Below are 22,167 nucleotides of genomic sequence, written 5' to 3'. Positions count from 1 at the left end.
ATGGATAATTTTTTAGATAAAATTTTTTTTAGATCTCGTAATCTTGATTATATAAGTCAAAATCTTACTGATTTAACAAACCAAACACCTGCTAATAGAATTTTTGAAGCACTTAATACTTATTCGGAAGGTAGTGAAGTTAGATATGTTGGTGGCTGTGTAAGAAAAATTATAAAAAAACAAATTGTTGATGATATTGATTTAGCCACCAATCTAAAACCAAGTGAAGTTTGTGATGCTTTAAAAAAAAAAGAGATTAATTTTTATGAAACAGGCGTTGATCATGGAACTATCACGGCAATAATTGATAAGCATAAATATGAAATTACATCTTTAAGAAAAGATGTTTCTACAGATGGAAGACATGCAAAAGTAGAATTTTCCACAGATTGGAAAGAAGATGCAGCTAGAAGAGATTTTTCCATAAATTCAATATACTCCGACAAAGATGGAAATTTGTTTGACCCATTTAATGGTAAAAAAGATCTTGAAAGTGGAATTATTAATTTTATTGGAGATGCAGAAAATAGAATTAAAGAAGATTACTTACGTATTCTTAGATATGTGAGATTTTTTATAAATTATTCAAATCAAAGTCATAACAATAAAATAATTAAAATAATTAAAAAAAATATTGGGGGGATTTCAAAATTATCTTCAGAAAGATTATTAGATGAATTTAAAAAATTAATAAAATCGAATGCATTCTTAAAAATATTCAAAGATGAGATTAGTTTAGAGCTTATAAAAATTATTTTTCCTCAACTTAAAAATTTAGAAAATTTTAAAAAATTAAATTCTTATGCTCTTGATAATTTATCCAAGATTGATTTTATCTTTTTACTTTCACTAATGATTGTAGATGGAACTGATAATACGGATTATTTTATTTATAAATTTAATCTCTCTAAAAAAGATCAAAAAAGATTAAGATCAATTGATTTTTTCTATAAAGAAAACGTAAGTATAAAAAATTTTAATGAAAAGAATTTTAATAAGATTTTTTACTTTAATGGCAAACAAACTGTACTTGATATTATCAATTTTAAACTATTTACATCACTTAAAGTTGAAAAAAAATTACTTAAATTAGTGGAGACCTATAAAGATAAAATTATTCCAACTCTACCGATCAATGCAAACACTTTAATGACTAAATATGATATTCCTGCGGGAAAGATATTGGGCAATAAGTTAAAATTAATAGAAGAAATTTGGGTTCAAAATAGTTTTCAAATCTCAGAAAAACAAATTCAAAAAATCATTAAAAGCTAAATATATTTGACGTCTTTTACCTCAAAGTTTTTAACTCCAGCGGGAGTGGTAATCTCCACCAGATCATCTTTATTTTTTCCAATTAAACCTTTTCCAATTGGTGATTGAAAAAAAATTAGTTTTTGTTTTAAATCAGCTTCATCTTTGCCAACAATTTTGTAGTTAATTTTTTCACCATTATCCAGGTTTTCTAAAAATACAGTTGAACCAAAGATTATTTTTCCATCATTATTTAATTTTGTAACATCAATGACGTTGGCTCTTGCAATGATATCATTGATTTCTGTTATTCGACCTTCACTGTGAGATTGCTCCTCTTTAGCTGCGTGATATTCTGCGTTTTCTTTGAGATCTCCATGTGATCTTGCTTCTGCAATCGCAGCCACAATTTCAGGTCTCTTTTTTTCTTTTAAATAAACTAATTCTTCCTTTAGTTTGTTTAAACCATTTAGAGTTATTGGTTCTTTATCCATTTTTTATTTCCATTTAGCAATTGGTGGTAATGACATCAATATACCCTCAACATTTCCGCCTGTTTGTAAGCCAAATTTTGTTCCTCTATCATACAATAAATTAAATTCAGCGTATCTACCTCTTTTAATATACTGCATCTCTTTTTCTTTTAAAGTCCATTTTTTTGTGATTTTTTTTTCAATAATATCATTAAAAATCATTTGAAATGTAACTCCTACATCTCTTATAAATTTAAAATCTTTTTCAAAATTATCTTTTTTATAATCAAAAAAAATTCCACCAATTCCTCTTGCCTCATTTCTATGTGGTAAATAAAAATATTCATCACACCATTCTTTATATTTCTTATAATATTTTTTACTGTGACGATCACACATTTTTTTTAGTGATTGATGAAATTTGGTTTTTTCTTTAACATCTTTAATTGAAGGTGTTACATCCATCCCTCCACCAAACCAATTTTCAGTTGTGCAAATATATCTAGTGTTGAAATGCATAGCTGGAATGTGGGGATTTTGCATATGCATTACTATCGAAATTCCAGACGCCCAAAATCTTGGATCTTTACTTGCTCCAGGAATATTTTTTTGAAATTGTTTTGGAAATTTTCCATAAACTTTTGAAAAATTTACTCCTACTTTTTCAAAAATTTTTCCATTTTTAATAATTCTATATTCACCACCACCTTCATCTTTACTTTTACTTCTTTGCCATGTCGTTGATTTAAATTTAACTTTATTTTTTTCTAATTTAACAATATCATCACAAATAGCATTTTGTAAAAGCTTGAACCAATTACTAGTGATGTCTTTTTTTATTTCATTATCCATATTATATTAACCCTGTTTGTCTTAAACTTTCTGCTAAAACAACTGCAACCGAGGACGCAATATTAAGTGATCTAGCATTTTCATTCATTGGTATCTTCAAACGATCATTTATAGATTGATGAATATTTTCAGGAACACCAGCACTTTCTCGCCCAAACAATATTGTATCATCTTTTTTGAAATTAAACTTTGTATAAGATATCGATGCTTTTGTTGTCATTAAAATAACTCTATGATTCTTTTTTGCCTCAAAGAAATGTTTTGAACTTTGATATAAATCAATTTTATCCCAATCCATATAATCCATAACTACTCTTTTAAAACGTTTATCACTGAGATGAAAACCACATGGTTCAATAATTTCAAGTTTAGCGCCCAAACAAGCGCATGTTCTAATTATTGCTGCTGTATTTTGAGGAATATCTGGTTCATATAATGCAATAATGGGTCTATGGCTCATAATTATGTGTCATTCTTTCAGTAGAAAAAAAACTATTATCTTATAAGAAATCGTATATTAAGTAATTTTTTAACAATAATATTTAAAAAAATGTCAGATAAAAAGCCTAAAAGAAGAGAATTTCTATTTACTGCCTCGTACGCAGTTGGTGCAGTTGGTGTTGGTGCAGTGGTTTGGCCATTAGTAGATCAAATGAATCCTGACGCATCTGTAAAAGCATTAGCAAGCACGGAAGTTGACGTAAGTTCAGTCAAACCTGGAAATACAATAACTGTACTTTGGAGAGGTAAACCAGTTTTTATTAGAAGAAGAACGCCAGAAGAAATTTTAGAAGCAAAATCTGTTAAAATGGAAGATTTAAAACATCCTGAAAAAGATGAAGACAGAGCTAAAGATCCTGAGTGGTTAGTAATGCTTGGAGTTTGTACTCATTTAGGTTGTGTACCATTAAATGACAAAGGTGATTATGATGGATGGTTCTGCCCATGCCATGGTTCGCATTATGATACATCTGGTAGAATTAGAAAAGGTCCTGCACCTTTAAATATGGAAGTTCCAAAATATGAATTTGTTAACGCTAACACAATTAAAATTGGATAAATAATATTATGAGTGATCACGAATACACACCTACGTCAAAAGTTGGAAAATGGTTTAACGATAGGCTTCCGCTTTTAACTTTAGCAAATCACTTAACAGATTATCCCACTCCAAAAAATTTAAACTACTGGTGGACATTTGGTGGAATTTTAACTTTTTGTTTAATAACCCAGATTGTCACTGGTTTAACGCTTGCAATGCATTACATAGCTCACGCTGATATGGCTTTTGAAAGTGTTGAGCATATCATGAGAGATGTAAACTATGGCTGGTTGATCAGGTACATTCATTCAAATGGTGCATCAATGTTTTTTTTAGCAGTTTATATTCATATATTTAGGTCTTTATTTTATGGATCTTACAAATCTCCAAGAGAGATTATTTGGATTATTGGAATAATTATTTATTTATTAATGATGGCTGCTGCATTCATGGGCTATGTATTACCTTGGGGTCAAATGAGTTTCTGGGGAGCAACAGTTATAACAAATTTATTTAGTGCAATTCCATTAGTGGGTGAAGGAATTGTCACTTGGTTATGGGGTGGTTATTCAGTGGACAACCCTACATTAACAAGATTTTTTACACTTCATTACTTAATTCCTTTTTTAATTTTGGGATTAGTAGTCTTGCATATTTGGGCACTTCATGTTCCTGGAAATAACAACCCAGTTGGAATTGATATAAAGAAACCTTCAAAAGATACTGTGCCGTTCCATCCTTACATCGTAATTAAAGATGGTTTTGCATTACTAATGTTTGTGATTGTTTTTGCTTTTTTTGTTTTTTATTCACCTAATATTTTAGGTCATGCTGATAATTATATTGAAGCTAATCCAATGGTTACTCCAGCTCACATTGTTCCTGAGTGGTATCTGTTGCCCTTTTATGCAATTTTAAGATCAGTTCCTGACAAATTACTTGGAGTTGTGGCAATGCTTTCAGCTATTTTAATTTTAGCAGTGCTACCTTGGTTGGATACTTCAAAAATTAGATCTGCGGTATTCAGACCTTTGTACAAACAGTTTTACTGGATACTTGTAGCTGATGTTCTAATTTTAGGATACATGGGGGCTATGCCAGCTGAAGGGCTTTACTTGTTGATTGCGAGAGTAGCTACAGCATATTACTTTCTTCATTTTTTAGTGATTTTACCTGTTTTAGGATTTAAAGAAAAAACACTACCTGTTCCATTAAGTATTACAGAACCAGTGCTTGGAGGCTCTCCTAACTTAGCTACGGCTAAACATAATGAAAGTTTTGATAAATAAAGTGAAAAATTTAATAAAATTATTGTCAATTCTAGCTTTAATTACCTTTGCAACAACACACTCTAATTCTGCAGAGACGGCTAAACTTTTAAAAACTGATTGGAGTTTTAAAGGTCTTTTTGGAAAATTTGACAGGGGTGCCTTGCAAAGAGGATATCAAGTTTACACAGAGGTGTGCGCTTCATGTCACTCAATGAAATATGTGAGTTATAGAAACTTAGGTGAAAAAGGTGGACCAGAATTTACAGAAGCTGAAGTAAAAGCAATTGCAGCTTCATTTGAAGTAACAGATGGCCCTAATGCAGATGGTGAAATGTTTGTAAGACCTGCAAAACTATCAGACAAATTTGTAATGCCATACGAAAATGTTAAAGCAGCCCAAGCTGCTAATGGTGGTGCTTATCCGCCCGACATGTCTGTTCTAGTTAAAGCAAGAGGGGGTGGGGTAGATTATATTTATTCTTTACTTCAAGGTTATGAAGATGCCCCAAGTGGAATGACTTTGGACGAAGGAGTACATTATAATAAATATATGTATGGTAATAAAATTATGATGTCAGCACCGCTTTCAGATGACATATTAGAGTATGGAGATGGTACAAAAGCAACTGTTGAACAAATGTCAAAAGATGTAACAACATTTTTAATGTGGGCGGCAGAACCACATTTAGAGTCTCGACATCAAATGGGCTTTAAAGCGATTGTTTACTTAATTATTTTAACTATCTTAGTTTATTTTAGTATGAAAAAAATATGGTCACGTGTTGAATCTGAAGTTTAATACATCACCATCTTTGACTATATAATCTTTACCTTCTAATCTCATTTTTCCATTAGTTTTGGAATTAACCCACCCATCATTTGCTACAAAATCTTCATACGAAATTGTTTCTGCTCTTATAAAACCTTTTTCAAAATCAGTATGAATTTCACCAGCTGCTTTTGGGGCTGTACAATTCTTTTGAATAGTCCATGCTCTAGTTTCTTCTACACCAGACGTGAAATAAGTGTCTAGTTCTAAAATTTTATATCCTTTCTGAATTAACATGCTTAATCCAGTCTCTTTTAAACCAATCATTTCCATGTAATTTTTTCTCTCTTCAGATTCTAGTTCATTGATTTGATTTTCTATATCTGCTGATACAATTAAAGTATTTTCTTCACCAAATTTTTCTATAAATTTTTTTGTGTATTGATTGCCTTCTTGAACACTTTGTTCGTCTACATTGCATACAAATATTTTTGGTTTAATTGATAATAAACCACTTTGATTTAGCTGTTTACTTTCAAATTGGGATTTTAGAATTGAGATATCTTTATCATTATTAATACAATCTAATGCAATCTCTAGTATTTTTAATTGTTCTTCATCAACATTTTTTTTATTACTTTTTTCTAATCTTTTTTGAATTGACTCTAAATCAGCCAACATCATTTCTGTCTCAATAATTTCTAAATCCCTGATTGGATCCACTGTTGGATTGACATTTTGAATATCATCAGAGTCAAAACATCTTATCATGTGAATGATTGCATCTACTTCTCTGATATGTGATAGAAATTTATTACCTAATCCTTCGCCTTTTGATGCACCTTTTACGAGTCCAGCAATATCAACAAATGAAATGGTGGTGTTAATGATTTTTTTTGATTTTGATACTCTGGATAAATTGTTTAATCTTTCATCTGGCACGGGGACTACCCCAACATTTGGATCAATTGTACAAAAAGGGAAATTTGCTGCTTGAGCTTTACTGGAATTTGTTAGAGCATTGAATAAAGTAGATTTACCAACATTGGGCAAACCAACAATTCCACATTTGAAGCTCATTATTTATTATTATTTACTGTACTAGAAAATAGATCTAATTTTTTTTCTACTAATATGGAAATAGAATTATTGATATCAGTTGAAATTTTTTCTATTTTATTCAATTCATCATCATCAAAATTTTGAAGAACAAAATCTCCAACTTCAATATTTTCTTTTGGTTTGCCTATACCAATTCTAACTCTTGAATAATCTTTACCTATGAACTTATCAATTGAAGCAATTCCATTATGTCCCGCACTTGATCCACCAAATTTTGCTTTAATTTTTCCAAATTCAACATCTAAATCATCATGAAAAACAATCACATCTTCTGCATCTATTTTAAAATATTCAATAAGTTCTCTTATGCAAATTCCGGAATTATTCATGAATGTTAGAGGTTTAATCGCATAAACTTTTTGATCACCAACATTTCCAGTTGTTAGTAGTCCTTTAAATTTAGGTTTTTGTTTTGATAAACTAAATTTTTTGTTGATTGAATCAATAATCTTAAAGCCAACGTTGTGCCTATTATTTTCACTGTCTGGTGTTGGATTACCTAGGCCTACAAATAAAAGCATATTTTTTTAATGGATAGTAAAATTTAACTTTAACAGTTTATTTCTTTTCTTCGGCAGCTTTTTTATCGTCACCCTCTTTTTTTTCACCTTCAGCTGCTGGTTTATCTCCATCTGCTGCTGCATCTGCTCCCGCCTCACCTTCTGCAGCTTCTTCTTCAGCTGGTTTTTCAGGTTCCTTCATTACTGTAGGTGCTGCTAGTGTTGCTATAACAAAGTCTCTTCCCTTAATTGTTGGAGTTACATCTGTTTCTAAATTAATTGATGATATCTTAAAACTTTCACCAATCTCAACACCATCAAGATCAATTACCAAACTTTCAGGAATTTTTTCACTTGGGCATCTTAATTCTACTTTTCTTCTAACAATGTTTAAAACTCCACCCCTCTTTAAACCTGGAGATTTTTCATGGTTAATAAATTGAACAGGTACTTCAATACGTATTTTTACACCTGGCACTACTCTTAAAAAATCAACATGAATTGGTTCATCTGAAATGATATGATATTTAATCTCTCTTGGAAGAACGTTTTGTGGTTTTCCATCAACATTTAGAGTTACTATATTTGATAAAAAATTTTCCTTATCAATTAGAGATTTTAATAATTTTTTTGAAATTGATACTGTTTCGTTTTGTGCTTCGCCACCATAAATTACAGCTGGTACACCACCTTTGTTTCTAAGTGCACTAAGTTCACCCTTAGTTTTAGTGTTTCTAATGTTTGCTTCTAATGAAATCATAAAATCATGGGTTTTTAGCCCAAGTTCTTTAATAACTCAAGGTAATTATTTAAATAAATCTGAAACAGATGTTGAATTAGATATCCTTTTGATTGCTTCTCCCATTAAGCCTGAAATAGGCAGAACCTCAATGTTTTTAGCACTTTTAATTTTGTCGTAGTTGTCAATCGTATCTGTAATGACAAGATTTTTAATTACAGAATTTTTGATTTTTTTTACAGCTTCACCACTTAACACTCCATGCGTAATGTAAACATAAACTTCTTTTGCACCTCTATCTTTTAGTGCTTTTGCGGCATTCACTATTGTTCCACCTGAGTCAATAATGTCATCAACAATTACACAAGTTTTGCCTTTAACATCTCCAATTACATTCATCACTTGTGATTGACCTGGCTTTGGTCTTCTTTTATCGACAATTGCCAGTCCTACATTTAATAGTTTTCCTAAGGCTCTAGCTCTTTCAGTTCCACCAACATCGGGTGCAACACAAATAATATTTTTATTTTTTATTTTTTTCTTTGCATGTCTTGCAAAAATAGGAGTTGCAAATAAGTTATCAACTGGAATATCAAAAAATCCTTGGATTTGACCGGCATGTAAATCTACCGTCACAACTCTATCAGCACCCGCTTTAGTTATTAGGTTAGACACCAGTTTTGCTGAAATGGAAGTTCTTGGAACAACTTTTCTATCTTGTCTTGCGTACCCAAAATATGGAATTACAGCAGTAATATTTTTTGCAGAGGATCTTTTTAAAGCATCTATACAAAGCAAAAGTTCCATAAGATTATCGTTAGCTGGCGATGAAACTGACTGAATAATAAAAATACTGTTTCCTCTAATATTTTCATTAATCTCAACATAAATTTCACCATCAGAAAAGTTTCTGATACTAGAGTTTACTAATTTAGACTTTAAATATTTTGCAATATTTTTACTAAGAGGTTTGTTGCTATTTCCGGATAATAATTTCATTAAAAAACTAATTAAGCATAATTATTGAAATATTTCTACCATAATCATTATGTTTCAATTTTAAAGCTCTTCTTGCACTGAAAAATTTATTTTTGATATCAAAAGTATCAATATTTAAAACATCTACGTGCTTAACCTTAATAGCTTTAAGGGACTTATATATAAAACCAGTTAGATTAAAGTATAATTTGTTTTTTTTATTCTTAAAAAATATTAAATTTTTTTTATCTTTTTTGATAAATTTTTTCTTAAAATCCTCTTTTACTTCATAGTTTTTAAGAGAAATAGACGGACCTACGACTGCAGTAATATTTTCTAAATTACAACCTTTTTTGATCATAAATTTAATTACATTATTTATTATGCCTTTATAGGCTCCTTTCCAACCTGCGTGAATTGCAGCTATCATTTTTATTTTGTTGTCATAAATTAATATTGGGGCACAATCAGCTGTTAATACAGCAATAGGCAAGTATCTTTGATTAGTAATAATAGCATCAGCTTTAGGTTTATTTTTATTTTTATATTTTTGATCGATGTATATGAATTTGTTACTATGAAATTGTTTAACTAAAAAAATATTTTTTGCTTTATTGCTAATTTTTTTTCTTACAATCTGTAAGTTTTTTTTAATATCAGTTTTTTTATCAGACGAGCCAGGTCCACAGTTTAAACTCTTATAAATTTTTTTTGATTGGCCGCCACTACTATTAAAAAAGCCATGCTTTAAATCTCTTAATCCCACTAATTTTTTTGATCTAATCAATTTCAAAACCTATCTTAAATTCATTTTTTGTCTTTTTTATCAACATCACTTTAAATAGCTCGCCCATTTGTTTTTCATCTATAAGACGCCTAATTCTATAAAATAAATCTGATTTTTTTGAGAAAGGTATATTTTCACTTATAATTTCTGCTCGCTGAACTATTCCCATACTAGTCAAAAACTTTTTTTGATTAGTAATTATTGAATTTAAATCACTAAATTGATTAACAAATTTTTTAAATAAACCAAAGTTAATATTATAAGTTATGTCAGAATCTCCAATATCTTCTAGAACATTTGAATATTTATGATTATTGATAGCTTGGAGCGTTTCATGCATTTTAAAATTTAAATATCCATAATCAATTATTAGTATTCCACCATTATTTTTTTTTATTAGATCACAAATATTTTTTAAATAATCAAATGCGCCTGGTGAATATTCAATAATTTCTTGATCTTTTGAGATTTCAAAGTTTAGACTCTGTTCAATCTCTTTTATTTCTGTTAGTTGTTCTTTAAATTCAGCTTTGTTTTCTTCTTTTAAATATACATATCTTTCAACCCAACCTTCCTTTTTTTTGAAAAATTGTTTAATTGGTAGTGCATCAAAAAACTCATTAGCTAAAAATATCGTTGGATATAAATTATTCATCTTTATATCTTTTACCCAAGTTATTTTTTCAGATTTTAAATTTAACTGTTGTTTTTTTCTCAAAAGTTCACTTTTTTCATGTATTTGAAAATTACAATTTTCAAAACATTCTGAAAAATTTTTTAATGTTTCAATTATGACTTTCATCATTTCACCATTTCCAGCTCCAAGTTCAAGTAAATTAAACTTTTTTGGTGATCCGATACTTTTCCAAAAGGTCAATACCCAAATAGCAATCATTTCTGAAAATAGTCTTGTAATGTTTGGTGCAGTAATAAAATCCCCTTCTTTTCCAAAAGGATTTTTTTTCATGTAGTATCCAGAATCTTTATCATAAAGAGCAAATTCTATAAATTGGTCTAAAGGTAAATTTGTTGTTCTACTAATCTTCATTTTTAAGATAAAAAAGAATTGTTCCAATCGTTACAAACACTAGGCTAATTATTTGCCCCATAGTTAAATTGAAAACTAAATAGCCTAACTGTTCATCTGGCACTCTAAAAAATTCAATAAAGAATCTAAACAAAGAGTAAAAAATTAAAAATAATGCTGAAATTAAACCAGGTTTTCTCAAATAGTCTTTTTTTAAAAAGTACATCAACACTAAAAATAAAATTATACCCTCTAAAATTGCTTCATACAATTGAGATGGATGTCTTGATAAATTATCTACTTTTATAAAGATAACTGACCATGGAATATCTGTAGCTATTCCATAAAGTTCAGAATTTATAAAATTAGCCAATCTTCCAAAAAAAATTCCTATTGGCGCTACTAGTGACACCTGATCTAAATAAGAAAATAGATTTTGATTATTTTTTTTTGCAAAAAAGAAACTTGAAATGATTACTCCTAATAATCCTCCGTGAAATGACATTCCACCTTGCCATATCTTAAAAATATCAAATATATTATCTAAATAATATGAAAAGTTATAAAATATAATATATCCTAATCTTCCACCTAAAATTACTCCAATGATGAGATAAGCTATATAGTCATCAAATTTTTCATTTATATCTGAATCTTTGATAAATACTTTTTTACATAAGGACCAACCAATAACAATTCCCAAAATGTAAGCTAGAGAATACCATCTAATTTCAAATGACATAATTTGAAAAGCGACTGGGTCAAAATTATTGATGAACATTTTAAAAAATACTTATATTATATATCTTAAATATGAAAAACTCTAAATTTATAATTGATAAACTTGGTAAACTTTTTGAACAAGGTATTATCTCCTCAAAAGATCTTAGTTCAGAGCTTTTTAATATCTTGAAATCTAAAAGAGATGAAATTGTTTTTAAAATGAAACTCGTCAGTAAGGACGAATTTGATGTGTTATCAAAACGAGTTGAAAATTTAGAAAATAAAATTAAAAAAATGGATACAAAAAAGAAAACTAAACAGGTAAAAAAATCTTAACACGAAGTCCGTTCATTTTAGATTTTTCAAGAACAATATTTCCCCCATGAGATCTGACAATATCTGACGCTATAGATAATCCAAGACCGACACTTGACTTGGATTCTGCTCTACCTTTATCAATTTTATAGAATGGCTTGAATACATTTTCATGCTCTTTTTTTGGAATGCCAGAACCATCATCATCAATAACAATTAACAAATTTGTATTTTCTTTGTTAAGTTTTACTTCAACTTTATTTCCATATTTTAACGCATTATCAATTATATTATTAAGACATCGATTAATTAAATTTTTTCTACCATTGAGATAAACTCTGGGTATTAAATCTTTTTGGATATTCTTGTTATTATATTTGTTAACAATTTGTTCTATCAATTCTGATAAGTTAAACATCTCATCTTTTTCAATATAGGATGAACTTGTAAATTGCAGATATTCATTAAGCATTTTTTCCATCTCATTAATATCCTCTGTTAGTTTTTTAGCTAAATCCTTATCTTTAATGAAAGCAACTTGTAGTTTCATCCTTGTAAGAGGTGTTCTCAAATCATGACTTATGCCAGATAACATCTCGGTTCTTTGATTTAAATGTTTAAGAATTCTTTTTCTCATTTTATCAAACTCATGTCCTGCTTGTCTTATTTCCAATGCACCCGAAGGTTTGAATTCTACTATTTCTTCACCTTTACCAAATTTTTCAGCAGCACGTGCAAGATTAGTAATTGGTCTAGTTTGATTTTTTAAAAATATTAATGAAATCATAACCATAATAATTGCTGGAACAGTTATCCAAAGTGCAAATATTCTTGCTGACGAACTGGTAACCCTATCTCTAGGCACTAAAAATCTAAAGTATCCATCTTCATATTTTATTCTTATATCAATTAATTCTTTGTAACTTGTTGTATCAAACCAAAACTCACCAAGATTAAAGTTTGATTTTAATTCTCTTCTAAGAGTCCTATCAATTGGACTGAATGTTCTTTTATTATATTCACTATTAAAATTCTTATTATTAACATGCTCTATATTTAGATCTATAAATAGAGAAAAGAGATTCTTTAATTCATCTTTATCAATTTTTTGATTATCATAAACTTCAACAAATAAATTAATTTCATTAATTAACGCCTTGGTCATTCCTTTATTAGTTTTGATCCAAAGGCTGTCAAAAAATACAATAGTTATGATTAATTGAAGAACTAAGACAGGAACAGCTACAATTAAAAGGGCCCTGTAAAACAATCTTTTAGGTAATATTTTTTTTAAAAAATTACTCAATCCAAAGAACATATCCTGCACCCCTTATTGTTTGTAAAAATTTTGGATTTTTGGGATCAATTTCAATTTTCTTTCTTAATCTTGTAATAATTACATCTATAGATCTTTCCTTATCTAGCTCTATTAATTGACCAATATTCTCTCGCGAAAATGTTTTACCTGGATTATTAATCATTTTTTCTAATATTATTTTCTCTGTATTGTTAATTTTAAACTCATTATCATTTTTAATAATTAATAGTTTATTTAAGTCAATTTTAACATTTTCAAACTCTATAATTCTAACTTGTTCAGTTTTTATAGTTTTATTTAAAATATTTTTAATTCTTAAAATTAATTCTTTTGGTTCAAATGGTTTTGGTAAATAATCATCAGCCCCAACCTCTAATCCCTCGACCCTTTCACTTGCTTCACCTTTAGCAGTCAAAAGAATAATAGGCGTATCTAATTTTTTTTTATGATCTCTTATAAACTCTAGTCCATTTTTTCCAGGCATCATTATATCTAAAATTATTAAGTCAAATTTAATGATACTAATTTTTTCTGATGCATTTTCTGCACTATCAGCAGTCGTGACTAAAAAATTATTTTCATTCAAATATTTTTTAACCAAAGATCTAATTCCATCATCATCATCAACAACTAAAATATGTGCAATAAATTTATCCATTTATAATTTTGGTTAAGACATTATCAAAATTAATTACTTCTTCTGAATTTGAATCAAGTAATGCTTTATAAATCCTTTTTTTTTGTAGATCGAAAATTTCATTAAATATTTTTTTTCCTTTTTCATTTAAAAAAACATGCTTTACCCTAGTGTCTTGATCATCTTTTTTAAAAGTTACAATTTCTAATTTAATTAGATCTTTAAGCACCCTGTTTAGGCTTTGCTTTGTTACTTTTAAGCGCTTTAAAAGCTCTGAAATTGAAATACCTTGGTACATTGATAATAGATGAATAACCTTATGATGAGCTAAACCAATTGAATATCTATCTAATACCTTTTTGGCGTCTGAAAATGTTTCTCTGTAGCTTACAAATAATTTTTCAATTAAATCTTTTAGTTGTTCGTCTTTTAAATATAAAAGTTCTTTCATTATAGGTAAGTTATATTGACATATTAAAGATACAAAGATAATTTTCACTAATAATTTAAAAAATTTCATACATGGTACCGTACGATAAAAGATCTGGAAAAATTTGGTATAATAGTGAGCTAGTTGATTGGGCTGATGCCAAGATACACGTTTTAAATCATGGACTTCATTATGCCAGTTGTGTTTTTGAAGGTGAACGGGTGTATGATGGTTCGATATTTAAATTAGAAGAACACACTTCAAGACTTTTTTATTCAGCAGAAAGAATGGGAATGACAATTCCTTACAGTGAAAAAGAAATAAATGATGCCTGCAATAAAATTATTTCAGTTCAAAAAGTAGAAAATGGATATGTAAGACCTACTATTTGGAGGGGTAGCGAGATGATGGCAATTTCTGCACAACAAACAAAAATTCATGTTGCTGTAGCAACTTGGGAGTGGGGCTCTTATTTTGATCCAAAACTTAAAGTTGAAGGAATAAAATTAAATATTTCAAATTGGCGAAGACCTGCTCCAAATACAATTCCTTGGGATACAAAAGCTTCAGGTCTTTATATGATTTGTACTTTATCTAAGCATGAAGCAGAAAAACAAGGATACACCGATTCATTAATGTTAGATCATGATGGAAATGTCGCTGAAGCAACTGGAGCAAATATTTTCTTCAAAGATAAAAATGGAGAAATTCACACTCCAATTCCGGACTCTTTTTTAGATGGAATAACAAGAAGAACAGTTATTGAAATTGCAAAATCTAAAAATATTAAAGTTCATGAAAGAAAAATAAGTCCATCAGAACTTTCTAATTTTGTTGGATGTTTTTTAACTGGAACAGCTGCGGAAGTAACACCAGTATCATGCATTGCAGAAAATCAATTTAAGGTATGTGAAACTATAATTGATTTAAATGAAAGTTATCAAGCTTTAGTAAGAAAGAAAAAAGCAGCCTAATCTTTGTTGTCTTCTGACATCGCGTGATCTATTCCTTTACGCATATAATCATACCCAGTGAAAAGTGTTAAAAACGCTGAAAGCCAAAGAAGAATAATTCCTATAGTTTGTGCATTATAATCTTGAAAATTAATAATCTTATTTCCCGTCTCTCCTGAGAGCAAAAGACCAATCGATACCATTTGTAAAACAGTTTTTAGTTTTGCAAGATTTGATACTGGAAGTTTTATTTGACCTTTAGCTAAAAATTCTCTTAATCCTGAAATTAAAATTTCACGTGTAAGAATAATTATAGCAGCAATAACCTCATAATTTCTTATGGTACCATCCATAACTAATAAGATTAATGCTGTAGCTACAATAATTTTATCTGCAATTGGATCTAATAATTCACCCAATTTAGACTCTTCCCCAAGCATTCGAGCCAACATTCCATCTAAAAAATCAGTGAACGAGGCAATTATAAACAATATGAGCGCAGTCAAATCTCCATAAAAGCCTGGTAGATAAAAAGCCAAGACAAAGAAAGGGACAATTATTATTCGCCCAATGGTTAATATATTAGGAATTTTTCTAAGCATAATTATTCGTGAAAGAAGTTATATATCTTTTTTGCAACTTTTTCCTCAACACCTTCTACAGACTTTATCTCGTCAAAACTAGCAGACTCAACGGATCTTGCTGAACCAAAATGGTTTAATAATGCCCTTTTTCTAATAGCGCCAATACCATCGATCTGATCTAGCAATGATTTCGATAATCCTTTAGCTCGTTTTGCTCTATGTGAGGTAATTGCAAATCTATGTGCTTCATCCCTAAGTCTTTGCATAAAAAATAAAGTTGGATCATTTTTTTCAAATTTATAGCTTTTACCATTGTAGAAGAATGTTTCGTCTCCACTATTTCGCATTTTACCTTTTGCAATAGCAATCATTGGAAGGTCATGTAGACCCAATTCATCTAGCACTTCTTTTGCTGAAGAATACTGTCCTTTTCCACCATCAATCAGTATTAAATCTGGTAAGGTTAAATAATTACCTTTTTCTAAAATTGCTCTTTTAAATCTTCTAGATAAAACTTCTTTAAGCATAGCAAAATCATCTTGCTCTGCACCTTTTGTTTTAATATCAAATTTTCGATATCTCTTTTTAACAAAACCTTCATTGCCAAATGTAACCATTGCCCCAACACTGTTGGTTCCTGAAATATGACTATTGTCGTAAACCTCAACTAAATTGATAACATTTTTTAAATCAAATTTTTTAGCAACACCTTCAAATAAATTCTTATTATTATTTGTTTCATAAAGTTTTCTATTTAAAGACTCTTTTGCATTTTTTTCTGCCATTGCAACAACTTTTGCTTTAGTTCCTTTTTTTGCTGTATTGATGGAAATGCTATTTCCTTCTTTTTTACTTAAAGTTTCTTCTATTAATTTTTTATCTTTGATATCACTATTAATAATAACTAATTTAGGAACAGTTTTATTTTCATAAAATTGCATTAAAAAAGAAGACATAATTTCCGAAATTTCTTGATCTGGATCATGTTTTGGAAAGTAAGCTTGATTACCCCAATTTTGTTTTGATCTATAAAAGAAAACTTGAATGCAAGCTTTCCCAGATTCTTTATATCCAGCAATCACATCAGCATCAACTAGGTTTGCCTCATTAATTCTTTGTGAAGATTGAATGATATTTAGAGATTTTATTCTATCTCTAAAAATTGAAGCTCTTTCAAAATCAAGTTGATCACTTGCGGCCTCCATTTCTTTTGAGAGATTTTTTTGGATATCTCTAGATTTACCAGACACAAATTGAATTGCTTGATCTACCGAACTTTTATAGTCATCTTTATTTATGTATCCCACACAGGGACCCGAACATCTTTTAATTTGATAAAGTATACAAGGTCTTGTTCTATTTTTAAAAGTTCCATCATCACAAACTCTTAATTGAAATATTTTTTGAAGCATCTTAATAGTCCAGTTTGCAGTGCCTGCAGACGCAAAGGGACCAAAGTAAAATCCTTCTTTTTCTTTTTTCCCTCTATGTTTTGTAACTCTTGGCCATTGTTCTTTTTCACCAATAAATATGAAGGGAAATGATTTGTCATCTTTAAGTAAAATATTGAATTTTGGTTTATGTTTTTTGATTAGATTTGCTTCCAAAAGTAAGGCTTCACTCTCATTTGCAGTAGTTGTGATCTCAAGCTTAAAAGTCTGAGACAACATTCTCTCTGTCCGAATGATGTGGTTTTTCTCTGCCACATAACTTTTTAATCTATTCGGTAAATTTTTGGCTTTACCTACATAAAGAATATCATCTTTATGATTGAGCATTCGGTAAACACCAGGGCTTTTAGGAATTAATGGAAGCTCTTTTTTTATTACTTCTTTTCCAAGTTCAGAGCTTTTCATGACTTCTTTTTTTGGTAATTTGAATACCAACTGACGTACATTCTTTTAAAATCTCTAATTTTTCAATTTGAAGCATTATTTTACCAATACGTTTATCTTTAAATAAAATATCAAAAACATCTTCCGCAAGTGTTTCTAAGAAATTGTAATGCTTATTTTTGGTAAGTTTTTTGATCAATTTTACAACTTGCCCATAATTTACAATAGATTTGATATCTTTGTCACTGGTTGGTTTTTTATCTTCATAATCAATTTCAAGGCTAAATTTTACTTTTTGAGGTTTTTCTTTTTCAAATTCGTAATAACCAAGTTTTAGATCTAAGGTTAATTCTTTAATAAGAATTTTTTTTTCGTAATTAAATAAACTTTTATTTTTGTCTATTTTTACAACTTTAAAATTACTTTTTTTCATTCTTTTCCAATTACATCTGGTGTTTGCCAGTTTAAATTTTGTCCACTATCAATAGCTAATACTTGACCTGTAATAGAACTGTTTTTAATAAAAAAGTCAACAGCATTACATATTTCTTTAACATTCACCTGTTGCTTTAAAGGTGTAGCTAAATATTGTTTTTTAAAATGTTTATCTGTTTGACGCTTATTTTTTATTGTTGGTCCAGGAGCTATACCGTTTACTCTTATGTTGGGAGCCAAACTCATAGCACTTGTTTTTGTTAATGTGTAAAGTCCAGTTTTACTTAATGTGTATGAAGTAAAAAATGGAGTTAGTTTAAAAACTCTTTGGTCAATAATGTTTATGATATTATTATTTTTACCTTTAATATTATTTGCAAATTCTTTTGTTAGATAAGCAGGAGCTTTTAAGTTTACATCTAAATGATTATTCCAACTTTTAGATGTAAAATTTTTTAAATTATCATTTTCAAACAATGAAGCGTTATTAATTAAACAATCAAAGTATTTTAATTTTGATTTTGCAAACTTGATAATTTTTTTTAAATCATTTTCTTTGGATAGATCTCCTTTAATCAACCAAACTTTTGTTTTATTTTTCTTTAGTTCTTTTTGTAATTTCTCAGCATTTAATTTTGATTTATTATAATGAATAACAATTTCCACATTTGGACCTGATAGCTTTTTAGCAATCGCAGCACCCATTCTAGTTGCTGCTCCTGTTATAATTATTTTGTTTGCTTCCACTTTTTTTTACCTTTTTGCGCTCTTGTTCCTGGAAGACCCATAGTTGATCTACCTTTTGGATACATTTTATTATTTGAACTATATTTTTTTACTTTTGGATTTAAAGTAATTTCTAGCTCAGATGCCTCAAGTTTTCTTATTTCGTCCCTAATTTTTGCAGCTTCTTCAAACTCTAGGTTAGTTGCTGACTCTTTCATTCTTTTATTCAGGGCTTTTAGGTGTTTCTTAAGATTGCCACCAATATTTTCATCAGTTCCAACTTTTACATAATCTTTCTCATAAACGCTTTCAAGCACATCTCCAATTTCTTTTTTTATACTTGTTGCACTAATCTTGTGTTTTTTGTTGTAAGCTACTTGAATAGTCCTTCGTCTATCTGTTTCTTTGATTGCATTTTTGATACTTTTTGTTTCCTTATCTGCATAAAGAATAACTTTACCTTCTAGATTTCTTGCAGCTCTTCCAATAGTTTGAACCAAAGAAGTCTCAGATCTTAGAAAGCCTTCTTTATCTGCATCTAAAATTCCAACTAATGCACACTCTGGAATATCAAGTCCTTCTCTTAGTAAATTAATTCCAACCAATACATCAAATACTCCAAGCCTTAGATCTCTCATAATTTCAATACGCTCTAAGGTGTCGATATCAGAGTGCATGTATCTAACTTTGATACCATTTTCGTGAAGATACTCAGTTAAATCTTCGGCCATCTTTTTAGTTAAAGTAGTAACTAATACTCTAAAGTTGTTGTTAATTACTTTTACACACTCATGCATTAAGTCATCAACCTGGTTTTTTGCAGGCCTAATTTCAACTGGAGGATCTATTAATCCTGTGGGTCTAATGATTTGTTCGACAAACTTATTTTTTGTTTGTTTTAGTTCCCATGGTCCTGGTGTAGCTGATACAAAAACTGTTTGAGTTCTCATTGCATCCCATTCTTCAAATTTAAGTGGTCGGTTGTCCATACAAGAAGGTAGTCTAAAACCGTACTCTGCAAGATTACTTTTTCTTGATCTATCACCTTTATACATCCCATTTAATTGGGGCACAGTTACGTGACATTCATCAACAAAAATTAAAGTATTGTCTGGAAAATATTCAAACAATGTAGGAGGAGGCTCTCCAGGTTTTCTTCCAGATAAAAATCTTGAATAGTTTTCAATTCCAGCACAAGATCCGGTTGCTTCAATCATTTCTAGATCAAATTTAGTTCTTTCTTCTAATCTCTGTGCTTCAAGTAATTTATTTTGTTCTTTAAATTTTTTTAAAGTTGCCTCTAGTTCTCTTTTAATTTTAATTATTGCTTGTTCAATAGTTGGTTTGGGTGTGATGTAATGACTATTTGCATAAACTTTAATTACATCAAGTTCACTGACTAAATCACCTGTTAAAGGATCAAACTCTTCTATTTTTTCTAATTTGTCTCCAAATAAACTTAATCTCCAAGCACGATCTTCTAGGTGAGAAGGAAAAATTTCAAGGTATTCTCCTCTGGCTCTAAAAGTTCCTCGATAAAAATTTTGATCATTTCTTTTATATTGAAGTGCTACTAAAGATTTTATTAATTCTTCTCTGTTGTAATCATAATTAGTCTTTAAACTTAAAGTCATCTTGCTGTAAGCCTCAACAGATCCTAGACCATAGATACAAGAAACACTTGATACAATAATAACATCGTCTCGCTCAAGAAGTGATCTTGTTGCCGAGTGACGCATTCGATCGATTTGCTCATTAATTGAAGCTTCTTTTTCAATATAAGTATCTGAACGTGGAACATATGCTTCTGGTGTGTAATAATCATAATAAGATACAAAATATTCAACTGCATTATCTGGAAAGAAAGATTTCATTTCTCCATATAGTTGAGCAGCCAATGTTTTATTTGGAGCAAGAATTAAAGCTGGTCTATTAGTTTTTTCGATAACCTTAGCCATAGTAAAAGTTTTTCCAGATCCAGTAACACCCAGTAAAACCTGACTAAGTTGATCTTTATTTGCGCCATTAACTAATTGTTTAATGGCTTCAGGTTGATCCCCTGCAGGCTTAAAATCAGTTTTCATCTGAAACTTTTTACCTCCCTCAAGCTTAGGGCTGATCCCAGGATTTTTATTTTGAATTTCGGTAATTAAATCTTGATAAGTATTCTGCATTATTTATAAAACTAGTAGATTAAAATTATATTTCAATGAGCATAATATCAGACAGTTTAAAAAGAATTAAACCATCACCAACTATTGCTGTTACTCAAAAAGCAAGAGAATTAAGAGCTGCAGGCAAAGATGTAATTGGCCTTGGTGCTGGTGAACCAGATTTTGATACTCCAGACAACGTAAAGAATGCAGCAATTAAAGCTATTAAAAATGGAGACACTAAATATACAGCAGTGGATGGAACTCCCGCTTTAAAAAAAGCAATTATAGCAAAGTTTAAAAGAGAAAATAAGTTAAGTTACACAGCAGATCAGATCACTGTTGGAACTGGTGGTAAGCAAGTTTTATATAACGCATTCATGGCAACTTTAAACAAAGGTGATGAAGTTATAATCCCAGCACCTTTTTGGGTGTCTTATCCAGATATGGTTTTATTATCTGGAGGAAAGCCAAAAATAGTTAAATGTACTGAACAAGAGGGATTCAAACTTACACCTTCAAAATTAAGAAAAGCTATTACAAAAAAAACAAAATGGTTAATTTTAAACTCACCCTCAAATCCAACAGGTGCAGGTTACACTAAAAAAGAAATTGAGGAATTGGCAAAAGTTTTAGTTAAAAATAAAAAAGTTCATATTTTGAGTGATGATATTTATGAGCATATTAAATATGATAATTTTAATTTTTATACCATCGCACAAAATTCAAAATTAAAAGATAGAACTCTTACTATGAATGGTGTTAGTAAATCTTATGCAATGACTGGTTGGAGAATAGGTTATGCGGCAGGTCCAAAAGATGTAATTAAAGCGATTGGTAAAATTCAATCACAATCTACATCTAACCCATCTTCAATAAGTCAAGCAGCAGCTGTTGAAGCCTTAAATGGTAATCAAGGTTTTATTCAAAAAAGATCAAAAGCTTTTAAAGAAAGAAGAGATTTTGTTGTTAAAAGTTTAAATAATATTAAAGGCATTAAGTGCTTAACACCTAATGGTGCTTTTTACGTATTTCCAAGCTGCAAAGGTCTCTTAAACAAAAAAACAAAATTAAACACAGATACTGATTTTGTTCAAAAATTACTTGAGAAATCAAATGTTGCCGTAGTGCAAGGATCAGCCTTTGGATTAGATGGTTATTTTAGAATTTCATATGCTACTTCAATGCAAAATTTAAAAAAAGCAATGGAGAGAATAAAAACTTTTTGTGAAAGTTTATCTTAA

At 29.5% G+C, this 22,167-nt stretch carries 25 protein-coding genes; 7 read left to right on the top strand and 18 right to left on the bottom strand.

What is annotated here, in order from left to right; translation table 11 throughout:
* The gene (locus tag ACIJYH_RS05780; protein WP_435162664.1) at positions 1-1,275 is read left to right on the top strand and encodes a CCA tRNA nucleotidyltransferase; all 1,275 of its coding nucleotides are present in this window, start codon (positions 1-3) and stop codon (positions 1,273-1,275) included.
* Here the strand turns inward: ACIJYH_RS05780 and greA are convergent.
* The 3 genes from greA to ACIJYH_RS05765 are packed head-to-tail and all read right to left on the bottom strand — an operon-like array spanning position 1,272 to position 3,039.
* Positions 1,272-1,748 carry a transcription elongation factor GreA gene (gene greA, locus ACIJYH_RS05775; RefSeq protein WP_435087939.1) on the bottom strand — a complete coding sequence of 159 codons (477 nt, stop codon included), beginning with the start codon at positions 1,746-1,748 and terminating at the stop codon, positions 1,272-1,274. The two genes, ACIJYH_RS05780 and greA, sit on opposite strands and share 4 nt — an antisense overlap.
* Positions 1,749-1,751: 3 nt before the next feature.
* Positions 1,752-2,579: an oxygen-dependent coproporphyrinogen oxidase gene (gene hemF / locus ACIJYH_RS05770; RefSeq protein ID WP_435087938.1), complete on the bottom strand. Its 828-nt coding sequence runs from the start codon at positions 2,577-2,579 to the stop codon at positions 1,752-1,754.
* A 1-nt stretch (position 2,580) separates the two neighbouring features.
* The gene (locus ACIJYH_RS05765) at positions 2,581-3,039 is read right to left on the bottom strand and encodes a tRNA (cytidine(34)-2'-O)-methyltransferase (RefSeq protein WP_435087936.1); all 459 of its coding nucleotides are present in this window, start codon (positions 3,037-3,039) and stop codon (positions 2,581-2,583) included.
* A gap of 90 nt (positions 3,040-3,129) precedes the next feature.
* Here ACIJYH_RS05765 and petA point away from each other — a divergent pair, with 90 nt between their 5' ends.
* From petA to ACIJYH_RS05750, 3 genes are read left to right on the top strand one after another with little or no spacing between them, the layout of a single operon-like run.
* On the top strand, positions 3,130-3,639 hold the full coding sequence (gene petA / locus ACIJYH_RS05760; RefSeq protein WP_435087934.1) for a ubiquinol-cytochrome c reductase iron-sulfur subunit: 510 nt from the start codon (positions 3,130-3,132) through the stop codon (positions 3,637-3,639).
* 8 nt (positions 3,640-3,647) lie between these two features.
* On the top strand, positions 3,648-4,910 hold the full coding sequence (locus ACIJYH_RS05755) for a cytochrome b (protein ID WP_435087932.1): 1,263 nt from the start codon (positions 3,648-3,650) through the stop codon (positions 4,908-4,910).
* 13 nt (positions 4,911-4,923) lie between these two features.
* Positions 4,924-5,691 (top strand): cytochrome c1, encoded by a 768-nt coding sequence (locus ACIJYH_RS05750; protein WP_435164262.1) that lies wholly within the window; start codon positions 4,924-4,926, stop codon positions 5,689-5,691.
* Here ACIJYH_RS05750 and ychF read toward each other — a convergent pair.
* Genes ychF through lgt form a run of 7 tightly spaced genes read right to left on the bottom strand, consistent with a single transcriptional unit; the run spans position 5,668 to position 11,595 of the window.
* Positions 5,668-6,741 carry a redox-regulated ATPase YchF gene (gene ychF, locus ACIJYH_RS05745; RefSeq protein ID WP_435087929.1) on the bottom strand — a complete coding sequence of 358 codons (1,074 nt, stop codon included), beginning with the start codon at positions 6,739-6,741 and terminating at the stop codon, positions 5,668-5,670. The genes ACIJYH_RS05750 and ychF overlap by 24 nt on opposite strands.
* Entirely contained in the window at positions 6,741-7,304 is a 564-nt protein-coding gene (gene pth, locus ACIJYH_RS05740) for an aminoacyl-tRNA hydrolase (protein ID WP_435087927.1), read from the bottom strand. The genes ychF and pth overlap by 1 nt, the downstream gene beginning before the upstream one ends.
* Before the next feature lie 37 nt (positions 7,305-7,341).
* Positions 7,342-8,043, bottom strand: coding sequence for a 50S ribosomal protein L25/general stress protein Ctc (locus ACIJYH_RS05735; protein WP_435162663.1), 702 nt, complete (start codon positions 8,041-8,043; stop codon positions 7,342-7,344).
* A gap of 45 nt (positions 8,044-8,088) precedes the next feature.
* Positions 8,089-9,021: a ribose-phosphate pyrophosphokinase gene (locus tag ACIJYH_RS05730; protein ID WP_435096115.1), complete on the bottom strand. Its 933-nt coding sequence runs from the start codon at positions 9,019-9,021 to the stop codon at positions 8,089-8,091.
* Positions 9,022-9,028: 7 nt separating this feature from the next.
* Positions 9,029-9,787: a peptidoglycan editing factor PgeF gene (pgeF, locus tag ACIJYH_RS05725; protein WP_435162662.1), complete on the bottom strand. Its 759-nt coding sequence runs from the start codon at positions 9,785-9,787 to the stop codon at positions 9,029-9,031.
* Positions 9,780-10,835, bottom strand: a complete 1,056-nt coding sequence (locus ACIJYH_RS05720) for an SAM-dependent methyltransferase (protein WP_435162661.1) — start codon at positions 10,833-10,835, stop codon at positions 9,780-9,782. Before ACIJYH_RS05720 ends, pgeF begins: the two co-directional genes overlap by 8 nt.
* A complete protein-coding gene (gene lgt / locus ACIJYH_RS05715; RefSeq protein ID WP_435162660.1) occupies positions 10,825-11,595 on the bottom strand; it encodes a prolipoprotein diacylglyceryl transferase in 771 nt (256 codons plus the stop codon). Before lgt ends, ACIJYH_RS05720 begins: the two co-directional genes overlap by 11 nt.
* 32 nt (positions 11,596-11,627) lie before the next feature.
* Here lgt and ACIJYH_RS05710 point away from each other — a divergent pair, with 32 nt between their 5' ends.
* Entirely contained in the window at positions 11,628-11,873 is a 246-nt protein-coding gene (locus tag ACIJYH_RS05710; RefSeq protein ID WP_435162659.1) for a hypothetical protein, read from the top strand.
* Here the strand turns inward: ACIJYH_RS05710 and ACIJYH_RS05705 are convergent.
* Genes ACIJYH_RS05705 through ACIJYH_RS05695 form a run of 3 tightly spaced genes read right to left on the bottom strand, consistent with a single transcriptional unit; the run spans position 11,851 to position 14,258 of the window.
* Positions 11,851-13,170, bottom strand: coding sequence for an ATP-binding protein (locus tag ACIJYH_RS05705; protein ID WP_435162658.1), 1,320 nt, complete (start codon positions 13,168-13,170; stop codon positions 11,851-11,853). The two genes, ACIJYH_RS05710 and ACIJYH_RS05705, sit on opposite strands and share 23 nt — an antisense overlap.
* Positions 13,151-13,828, bottom strand: coding sequence for a response regulator (locus tag ACIJYH_RS05700; RefSeq protein ID WP_435162657.1), 678 nt, complete (start codon positions 13,826-13,828; stop codon positions 13,151-13,153). The genes ACIJYH_RS05705 and ACIJYH_RS05700 overlap by 20 nt, the downstream gene beginning before the upstream one ends.
* Positions 13,821-14,258, bottom strand: a complete 438-nt coding sequence (locus ACIJYH_RS05695; protein ID WP_435087910.1) for a MarR family winged helix-turn-helix transcriptional regulator — start codon at positions 14,256-14,258, stop codon at positions 13,821-13,823. Before ACIJYH_RS05695 ends, ACIJYH_RS05700 begins: the two co-directional genes overlap by 8 nt.
* Positions 14,259-14,329: 71 nt before the next feature.
* Between ACIJYH_RS05695 and ACIJYH_RS05690 the strand changes: the two genes are divergently transcribed.
* A complete protein-coding gene (locus ACIJYH_RS05690; protein ID WP_435162656.1) occupies positions 14,330-15,211 on the top strand; it encodes a branched-chain amino acid aminotransferase in 882 nt (293 codons plus the stop codon).
* On the opposite strand, the gene pgsA is transcribed toward ACIJYH_RS05690, so the two are convergent.
* The 5 genes from pgsA to uvrB are packed head-to-tail and all read right to left on the bottom strand — an operon-like array spanning position 15,208 to position 20,944.
* Complete coding sequence (pgsA, locus tag ACIJYH_RS05685; protein WP_435087906.1) at positions 15,208-15,792, bottom strand: CDP-diacylglycerol--glycerol-3-phosphate 3-phosphatidyltransferase; 585 nt, start codon at positions 15,790-15,792, stop codon at positions 15,208-15,210. The two genes, ACIJYH_RS05690 and pgsA, sit on opposite strands and share 4 nt — an antisense overlap.
* Positions 15,793-15,794: 2 nt before the next feature.
* Complete coding sequence (gene uvrC, locus ACIJYH_RS05680; RefSeq protein ID WP_435162655.1) at positions 15,795-17,630, bottom strand: excinuclease ABC subunit UvrC; 1,836 nt, start codon at positions 17,628-17,630, stop codon at positions 15,795-15,797.
* Positions 17,617-18,042 (bottom strand): dihydroneopterin aldolase, encoded by a 426-nt coding sequence (locus tag ACIJYH_RS05675; RefSeq protein WP_435087903.1) that lies wholly within the window; start codon positions 18,040-18,042, stop codon positions 17,617-17,619. Before ACIJYH_RS05675 ends, uvrC begins: the two co-directional genes overlap by 14 nt.
* Positions 18,039-18,791, bottom strand: a complete 753-nt coding sequence (locus ACIJYH_RS05670) for an SDR family oxidoreductase (RefSeq protein WP_435087902.1) — start codon at positions 18,789-18,791, stop codon at positions 18,039-18,041. The genes ACIJYH_RS05675 and ACIJYH_RS05670 overlap by 4 nt, the downstream gene beginning before the upstream one ends.
* On the bottom strand, positions 18,773-20,944 hold the full coding sequence (gene uvrB / locus ACIJYH_RS05665; protein ID WP_435096082.1) for an excinuclease ABC subunit UvrB: 2,172 nt from the start codon (positions 20,942-20,944) through the stop codon (positions 18,773-18,775). Before uvrB ends, ACIJYH_RS05670 begins: the two co-directional genes overlap by 19 nt.
* Positions 20,945-20,979: 35 nt before the next feature.
* On the opposite strand from uvrB, the gene ACIJYH_RS05660 reads away from it, so the two are divergent.
* Complete coding sequence (locus ACIJYH_RS05660; RefSeq protein ID WP_435087898.1) at positions 20,980-22,167, top strand: pyridoxal phosphate-dependent aminotransferase; 1,188 nt, start codon at positions 20,980-20,982, stop codon at positions 22,165-22,167.

It is taken from the genome of Candidatus Pelagibacter bacterium nBUS_25, from assembly GCF_051200975.1.
In the GTDB taxonomy this organism is placed as follows: Bacteria; Pseudomonadota; Alphaproteobacteria; order Pelagibacterales; family Pelagibacteraceae; genus Pelagibacter.
Note: the sequence above shows the minus strand (reverse complement) of the source record. Positions and strands in the feature narration are given on the sequence as shown.

What these genes read in the sequence shown, in the direction of transcription:
- ACIJYH_RS05780 (WP_435162664.1), top strand. Translation starts at nt 1, where the DNA reads ATGGATAATTTTTTAGATAAAATTTTTTTTAGATCTCGTAATCTTGAT.
- greA (WP_435087939.1), bottom strand. Translation starts at nt 1,748, where the DNA reads ATGGATAAAGAACCAATAACTCTAAATGGTTTAAACAAACTAAAGGAA.
- hemF (WP_435087938.1), bottom strand. Translation starts at nt 2,579, where the DNA reads ATGGATAATGAAATAAAAAAAGACATCACTAGTAATTGGTTCAAGCTT.
- ACIJYH_RS05765 (WP_435087936.1), bottom strand. Translation starts at nt 3,039, where the DNA reads ATGAGCCATAGACCCATTATTGCATTATATGAACCAGATATTCCTCAA.
- petA (WP_435087934.1), top strand. Translation starts at nt 3,130, where the DNA reads ATGTCAGATAAAAAGCCTAAAAGAAGAGAATTTCTATTTACTGCCTCG.
- ACIJYH_RS05755 (WP_435087932.1), top strand. Translation starts at nt 3,648, where the DNA reads ATGAGTGATCACGAATACACACCTACGTCAAAAGTTGGAAAATGGTTT.
- ychF (WP_435087929.1), bottom strand. Translation starts at nt 6,741, where the DNA reads ATGAGCTTCAAATGTGGAATTGTTGGTTTGCCCAATGTTGGTAAATCT.
- pth (WP_435087927.1), bottom strand. Translation starts at nt 7,304, where the DNA reads ATGCTTTTATTTGTAGGCCTAGGTAATCCAACACCAGACAGTGAAAAT.
- ACIJYH_RS05735 (WP_435162663.1), bottom strand. Translation starts at nt 8,043, where the DNA reads ATGATTTCATTAGAAGCAAACATTAGAAACACTAAAACTAAGGGTGAA.
- ACIJYH_RS05730 (WP_435096115.1), bottom strand. Translation starts at nt 9,021, where the DNA reads ATGAAATTATTATCCGGAAATAGCAACAAACCTCTTAGTAAAAATATT.
- ACIJYH_RS05720 (WP_435162661.1), bottom strand. Translation starts at nt 10,835, where the DNA reads ATGAAGATTAGTAGAACAACAAATTTACCTTTAGACCAATTTATAGAA.
- lgt (WP_435162660.1), bottom strand. Translation starts at nt 11,595, where the DNA reads ATGTTCATCAATAATTTTGACCCAGTCGCTTTTCAAATTATGTCATTT.
- ACIJYH_RS05710 (WP_435162659.1), top strand. Translation starts at nt 11,628, where the DNA reads ATGAAAAACTCTAAATTTATAATTGATAAACTTGGTAAACTTTTTGAA.
- ACIJYH_RS05705 (WP_435162658.1), bottom strand. Translation starts at nt 13,170, where the DNA reads ATGTTCTTTGGATTGAGTAATTTTTTAAAAAAAATATTACCTAAAAGA.
- ACIJYH_RS05700 (WP_435162657.1), bottom strand. Translation starts at nt 13,828, where the DNA reads ATGGATAAATTTATTGCACATATTTTAGTTGTTGATGATGATGATGGA.
- ACIJYH_RS05695 (WP_435087910.1), bottom strand. Translation starts at nt 14,258, where the DNA reads ATGAAAGAACTTTTATATTTAAAAGACGAACAACTAAAAGATTTAATT.
- ACIJYH_RS05690 (WP_435162656.1), top strand. Translation starts at nt 14,330, where the DNA reads ATGGTACCGTACGATAAAAGATCTGGAAAAATTTGGTATAATAGTGAG.
- pgsA (WP_435087906.1), bottom strand. Translation starts at nt 15,792, where the DNA reads ATGCTTAGAAAAATTCCTAATATATTAACCATTGGGCGAATAATAATT.
- uvrC (WP_435162655.1), bottom strand. Translation starts at nt 17,630, where the DNA reads ATGAAAAGCTCTGAACTTGGAAAAGAAGTAATAAAAAAAGAGCTTCCA.
- ACIJYH_RS05675 (WP_435087903.1), bottom strand. Translation starts at nt 18,042, where the DNA reads ATGAAAAAAAGTAATTTTAAAGTTGTAAAAATAGACAAAAATAAAAGT.
- uvrB (WP_435096082.1), bottom strand. Translation starts at nt 20,944, where the DNA reads ATGCAGAATACTTATCAAGATTTAATTACCGAAATTCAAAATAAAAAT.
- ACIJYH_RS05660 (WP_435087898.1), top strand. Translation starts at nt 20,980, where the DNA reads ATGAGCATAATATCAGACAGTTTAAAAAGAATTAAACCATCACCAACT.